General features: G+C 73.4%; 5 protein-coding genes and 1 pseudogene. 2 read left to right on the plus strand and 4 right to left on the minus strand.

Annotation, left to right across the window (positions count from 1 at the left end):
- Positions 1 to 142: 142 nt before the first annotated feature.
- Entirely contained in the window at positions 143 to 550 is a 408-nt protein-coding gene (locus IH13_RS0113595; RefSeq protein ID WP_031084190.1) for a hypothetical protein, read from the minus strand.
- A gap of 130 nt (positions 551 to 680) precedes the next feature.
- Here IH13_RS0113595 and IH13_RS0113600 point away from each other — a divergent pair, with 130 nt between their 5' ends.
- Positions 681 to 1,553 (plus strand): hypothetical protein, encoded by an 873-nt coding sequence (locus IH13_RS0113600; RefSeq protein WP_031084192.1) that lies wholly within the window; start codon positions 681 to 683, stop codon positions 1,551 to 1,553.
- Between the two features lie 342 nt (positions 1,554 to 1,895).
- Positions 1,896 to 2,138, plus strand: a complete 243-nt coding sequence (locus tag IH13_RS0113605) for a DUF2630 family protein (RefSeq protein WP_031084193.1) — start codon at positions 1,896 to 1,898, stop codon at positions 2,136 to 2,138.
- Between the two features lie 30 nt (positions 2,139 to 2,168).
- On the opposite strand, the gene IH13_RS0113610 is transcribed toward IH13_RS0113605, so the two are convergent.
- The 3 genes and pseudogenes from IH13_RS0113610 to IH13_RS46075 all read right to left on the minus strand — a co-directional run.
- On the minus strand, positions 2,169 to 2,594 hold the full coding sequence (locus IH13_RS0113610; protein WP_031084195.1) for an RNA-binding S4 domain-containing protein: 426 nt from the start codon (positions 2,592 to 2,594) through the stop codon (positions 2,169 to 2,171).
- A 202-nt stretch (positions 2,595 to 2,796) separates the two neighbouring features.
- Complete coding sequence (locus IH13_RS0113615) at positions 2,797 to 4,860, minus strand: PhoX family protein (RefSeq protein ID WP_031084197.1); 2,064 nt, start codon at positions 4,858 to 4,860, stop codon at positions 2,797 to 2,799.
- A gap of 308 nt (positions 4,861 to 5,168) precedes the next feature.
- Positions 5,169 to 5,592: pseudogene (locus IH13_RS46075) on the minus strand (hypothetical protein); the annotation flags it as partial.

The raw sequence follows: 5,592 nt of genomic DNA on the forward strand, positions 1-5,592 counted from the left end.
CTCCAGGCGCGTGGGGGCCCGCCGCCGTCCGCGGACCGGCGAAGGCCGGCCTGCCGGCCGCCCCTGCGTGCGGACGGCCTGAGGACCGCCCCGGGGGACGGTCCTCAGCCGGCGGTCCGGGCTCGGTGCGAGCCCGCGTGGCTCACCCGCGCGTGTAGAAGAGGTAGTACGCGTAGACGGTCACCCCCGCGCCGACACCCAGCCCGAGCGCCGTCGAGGACAGCACGGTGTGGTGGTGCAGGCTGAACAGGTAACCGATCACGATCGCGGTCACCGCCCCGTAGGCGGCGGCCCGCACTTCGGCCGGCAGCCTCCCCTGGATCCGTCCCAGGAGGAAGCACAGCACGGCGAACGCCACTCCGGAGGCGACGCCGAGCCAGATCAGCCCGCCCGTGGTCTCGCCGCCGTCCCGCCGGATGAAGAACGCCCAGAAGCCGACGATCGCCCCCAGCACCAGCGGCAGTACCCAGCCGATCGCGTGGTGCGGGTGCCGGGCCGGGGCCCGGGTACGCGTCCCTCCGTGCCGGGACAGCGTTGCGTGTGTGGCCATGGCGACAGCTCCTTGACTACTCGCCCCCGTCCTCTCCGTCCCTCCAGCGCACACCCGGCCGCGCCGCCCGGCAACTCGAACGGCCCACGGCCCCCGGCGCACCGCCGCCGCAGGGGATTGGCTGGTGGCTGTGCGGACCTATCTCTCAGCGGCCCTGTCGGCGGTACTGCTCGTCCTGCTCACCCTGCTGGTCCCGTTCAGCGCCCTCGCCGCCTGGGTCGACCTGGAGCTCGACGACTCCGACCGCTATCTCGCCGCCGTCTCCCCGCTGGCCTCGGACCCCGGCGTGCGGGACACCGTCGCCACGCTCGTGACCGACGAGGCGATGAAGAACATCGACGTCGGCCCGCTCCAGGACACCGTCGAGGAGTTCCTGGGCGACACCGCCCGGTCCTTCACCACCACCGAGGCGTTCCAGAAGGCCTGGGACGGCGCCAACCGGACCGCCCACCAGGCCGTGACCGCGGCCCTCCACGGCGACGACGGGCAGGCGGTGACCATCGACCTGGCACCGGTCATCGAACGCGTCAAACGGGAACTGATGGACGAGGGCGTCCCGTTCGCCGACCTCATCCCCGTACGGCACACCACGATCACCCTGCTCTCCGCCGACCGCGCGGACGAACTGCGGACCTCCTTCAGATGGCTGCGGTACTGCAGTGTCTGGCCGGCCGTCGGGACGGCGGTCCTGCTCGTCCTCGTCGTCGGCCTCGTGTTCGTACGGCGCGGCGTGCGGGGCGGCCTCCTGGCCACGGCCGTGGCGGGCGTGGGGTTCGTGCTGGGCGCGGTCCTGCTGCGCGTCGCCCTCGCGGTCGGCCGGAGCAGGCTGCTGGAGCAGGTACCGGGGCCGGGCAGCGACCGGGACGGGGCGGCGGCGGTGTACGACGCGCTCACCGCCTCGCTGCGGACGACGGTGTGGGCGGTGCTCGCGGTGGGCCTACTGCTGGTGGTCTGCGGGACGGCCGGACGGTTCGTCGCGGCGCGGAGGACCGCGGGCCGGTAGACCGCCTCGGCCGAGGGGCGGCGCCCGCTCCGGCACGTCCTTCGGGCGCGCCGATCCGACATGCGCGGGCGCGAGGGCCGGGCGACAGTGGGAGCGTGAGCAGGGGGCGAGTGAGAGGTCGGCCGTATGCGGGCCGTCGCCGTCAGCGCGTACCGTGCAGAGCCCTCGCTCGTGCCGCTACCGGGGCCCGGCCCCGCGGCCGGCGGGGTGCGGGCGAAGGCCGGGTACGCCTCCCTCGCGAGGGCCCCGCGGGCCCTCGCCCGGAACCGTGCGGGCGGGCCCGGGGCCGCGCGATCCGACCGTCTTCGACAACCGACCGACCGGGTGAGGAGTGCCGACGCCATGGGCGAGCAGGACATCATCGAGTACATCGACGGACTGGTCACGGAGGAACGGGACCTGCGCGACCGTTCCACGCTGGACGGCCTCTCCGGCGAGGAACGCGCCCGTCTGCGGGAGGTCGAGATCCGGCTCGACCAGTGCTGGGACCTGCTGCGGCAGCGCCGGGCCCTCAGCGAGTTCGGCGACGACCCGTCGAAGGCGGCGGTCCGCCCCGCCGCCGAGGTGGAGGACTACCGCAGCTGAGCCGCCGCCCGCCCCGGGGCGCCCGTCGGTTCAGGAACCGGCGTCCCGGTCGCGGCGAGGGGTGCGCCGGGGGCCCTGGAGGCGCTCGATCTCCCGGCGGTCGCGTTTCGTCGGACGTCCGGCACCACGGTCGCGGACCGGTACCTGGACCGCGGCCTCGCGCGGCGGCGGGGGCGGGCTGTTGTCGACGTAGCACTCCACGGCGACCGGCGGCCCGACGCGCTTCTTCACGACCTTGGAGACGACCACGATCCGGTCCCGGCCGGCGTGCCGGAGCCGCACCTCGTCGCCCGCCCGCAGGGACTGCGCCGGCTTGGCCCGCTCCCCGTTGACCCGGACGTGCCCCGCCCGGCAGGCGGCGGCCGCCTCGGAACGGGTCTTCGTCAGCCGGACCGACCAGATCCACGCGTCCACCCGGACGCTGCCCTCCGCCTGAGGCGCCTCACCGGAAACCATGGGACCGACTCTAGTCGGGCGGGGCACCGCGGCGGGGGCCGGAACCGAAACCCCCGCGGATACGGGTACGGACCGGAGAACCGCTGGGCGCGGAAGCCCGAGCGCCACCGCGTCCCCTCAGGCCCGCACCGCACGGGCAGCGGGCCTGAGGGCGTCCTCGGCCACGGCTCGGAGGCAGGACGGCATCTTCGCCACGGCGGAATCAGACGCCGATGTCCTTGCCGTCCTTGCGCCACACGGCCACGACCGACGGCCGGACGATCCGGCCCGGGCCGTCCGGCCAGGTGCTGGCCGGCTTCTCCACGGACGCGCCGTCGATCTCACCCGGGTGCTGGACCGCGACCAGGACCCTGCGGTCCTGGATCACCGGTCCGCAGGTCTCCGCCCCGGCCGGCATGGTCAGGAACTGCTTCAGCTCACCGCGCCGCTCCCCCGCCGTCGCCACCCCGAACAGACCGTCGTGCGAGCCGAGCTGGTTGCCGTCCGTGGAGATCCACAGATTGCCGTGGGCGTCGAAGGCCACGTTGTCCGGGCAGGAGATCGGGCTGACCCTCTCCTTCGGGAAACCGGAGAAGTACGTCGACGGGTCCTTCGGGTCGCCCGCGACGAGGAAGAGCCGCCAGGCGAAGCCGTCGCCCGCCGGGTCGTCCCAGTTCTCCGCGAGCTCCAGGATCTGACCGTGCTTGTTGGCGTTGCGCGGGTTGGCCTCGTCCGGGCCCGCCTTGCCCTCCTTGCCGCGGTCGGTGTTGTTGGTGAGGGCGATGTAGACCCGGCCGGTGCGCGGCGAGGGCTCGACGTCCTCGGGGCGGTCCATCTTGGTGGCGCCGACCTTGTCACCGGCCAGCCGCGTGAAGACGTACACCTCCTCGGCGGTCATCCCGGGGACGTGCGAGGTGGAGCCCGTGGCGAGCGGGATCCACACCCCGCTGCCGTCGAACTCCCCGTCAGAGGGGAGCTTCCCGGTGCCGTCGATCTCCGCGGCGGGCGAGTCACCGGTCAGCTTGGCGACGTACAGGGTGCCCTCGTCCAGCAGGGTCAGGTTGTGCGCACGGGCGGCCCGGGAGGTGCCCTTCTTCATCTTCTTGCTGGAGACGAACTTGTAGAAGTAGTCGAACTTCTCGTCGTCGCCCATGTAGACGACCGGGCGCCCGTCCGCGGTCAGCCGGGGCTGGGCGGCCTCGTGCTTGAAACGGCCCAGCGCGGTCCGCTTGCGGGGCGCGGAGTCCGGGTCGTACGGGTCGAGTTCGACGACCCAGCCGAAGCGGTGCGCCTCGTTGGGCTCCTTCGACAGGTCGAACCGCCGGTCGAACCGCTCCCACTTGCGCTCGGTCTCGCCCGTGCCGATGCCGTAGCGCTTGTCGGTGTCGCTGGAGCCGTGGGCGAAGTACTGGTTGAAGTTCTCCTCGCCGTGCAGGGTGGTGCCCCACGGCGTGGTGCCGCCCGCACAGTTGTTCAGGGTGCCGAGCACCTTGCGGCCGGTGCGGTCGGCGGAGGTGCGCAGCAGCCGGCTGCCCGCGGCCGGGCCGGTGACCTGGAACACGCTGGTCGCGGTGAGTCGTCGGTTGAGCGGGTGGCGGGTGACCGGGGTGAGCCTCCCGGTGCGGTTCTCCTCCTGGACCACGACCACGGAGAGTCCGTGCGCGGCCCACGCGATCTCGACCTGCTCACGGGTCGGGGCGGCCGGATCGTAACCACGGAACATGAGGTTCTCGTCCGTGTACTCATGGTTGGCGACCAGCACCTGGCGCCCGCGCTCGCCCTGGAGCGGCAGCAGGGACAGGAAGTCGTTGTTGTAGCCGAACTGGCCCGCCTGCGCCTTGGCGGTCTGCCTGTCCGGGTCGAAGGCCGGGGCCCCGCGCAGGATCGGTTCGCCCCAGCGGATCACCACGTTCTGGCCGTAGCCGTCGGGGACGGTGACCTGGTCACGGGTGTTGGGCGCCACCGGCGCGAACCGCAGACCGCGGGCGCCGGACCCGGTGGGCGCCGGCTTCTTCTTCCCGGGGTGGCCGGCCAGGGGCGCGGCCTCCGCCTGCGGGGCTGCCGCGCCGGCGAGCGTGGCGGTCCCGGCGGCGGTCGCGACGGTCACCACCGCGGCGGCGCGCATCATCGACCGGCGTGAGAGGGCACCGGCGATGACGTCGCCGGCGTACTCGTTGTCGCTGGTGTTCGGTACCTCCTGGAAGCAGGCGTCGCCGCAGCGGTAGCGGCAGGTCAGCGCAGAGCGCCCGCCGGGGTGCGAGCCGATGAGCGGCAGCATGTTCCGCACGATGTCCGTCCCTCCGTCTGTGTGTCGTGCGTGACGCTAGGGGTGCGTCCACGCCGTAGGAGGGACTGCCGGTGAACGGAGGGTGAAGCCCCGGAGTCAACACCGCGGCCCCGTGTACCCGGTCGGAGGCCCGTGGGCTCGGGGGCGGGCCGCGCCGCCGAACGGCCGGATCCGGCCGCTAACCTTACGTATCCGCCCTGGCCAGGGATCAAATCCCGCAGTACGGACATTTACCGCACCCAACTCATGCGAAAGGCCTCGCTCATGGGCATTCGGAGCTTGCTGCGCAAGGTGTTCGGCCGCACGGATCAGGACGAGCCGACCACGGCCACCGTCCCACCGCAGGCCGAGCGCACCCCCTCCACGGAATCCCGGCCGGAGGCCACGACTTCGGCCTCTCCGGACTCTTCGGGCTCATCGGCCCCCTCGTCCACCGAGCCCGCGAAGGCCTCGGTGCCGGCCCCGGCCTCGCCCGCCGGCCCGCCCGCCGCCGGCCAGGAGGACGGGGCGGCCTCGGACCTGGTGGCCGCCGCTTTCGACAAGCCGTCCGCGCCCGCGACGCCGACGGTCCCGGCCCAGGGGACGGGCCCCGACGCCTCGCGGTCCGAGACGGCGGACGAGCCCTCGCCCGAGCCGATCACGATCGACCTGGGCCCGGAGCCGGAGTCCGCGCCTGCGTCGGAGGCCGCGCCCGAGCCGGCACGGGGCACCGACTGTCTCTTATACACATCT

The sequence above is a fragment of the Streptomyces sp. NRRL WC-3549 genome, assembly GCF_000721935.1.
Classification (GTDB): Bacteria; Actinomycetota; Actinomycetes; order Streptomycetales; family Streptomycetaceae; genus Streptomyces.

What these genes read in the sequence shown, in the direction of transcription:
- IH13_RS0113595 (WP_031084190.1), bottom strand. Translation starts at nt 550, where the DNA reads ATGGCCACACACGCAACGCTGTCCCGGCACGGAGGGACGCGTACCCGG.
- IH13_RS0113605 (WP_031084193.1), top strand. Translation starts at nt 1,896, where the DNA reads ATGGGCGAGCAGGACATCATCGAGTACATCGACGGACTGGTCACGGAG.
- IH13_RS0113610 (WP_031084195.1), bottom strand. Translation starts at nt 2,594, where the DNA reads ATGGTTTCCGGTGAGGCGCCTCAGGCGGAGGGCAGCGTCCGGGTGGAC.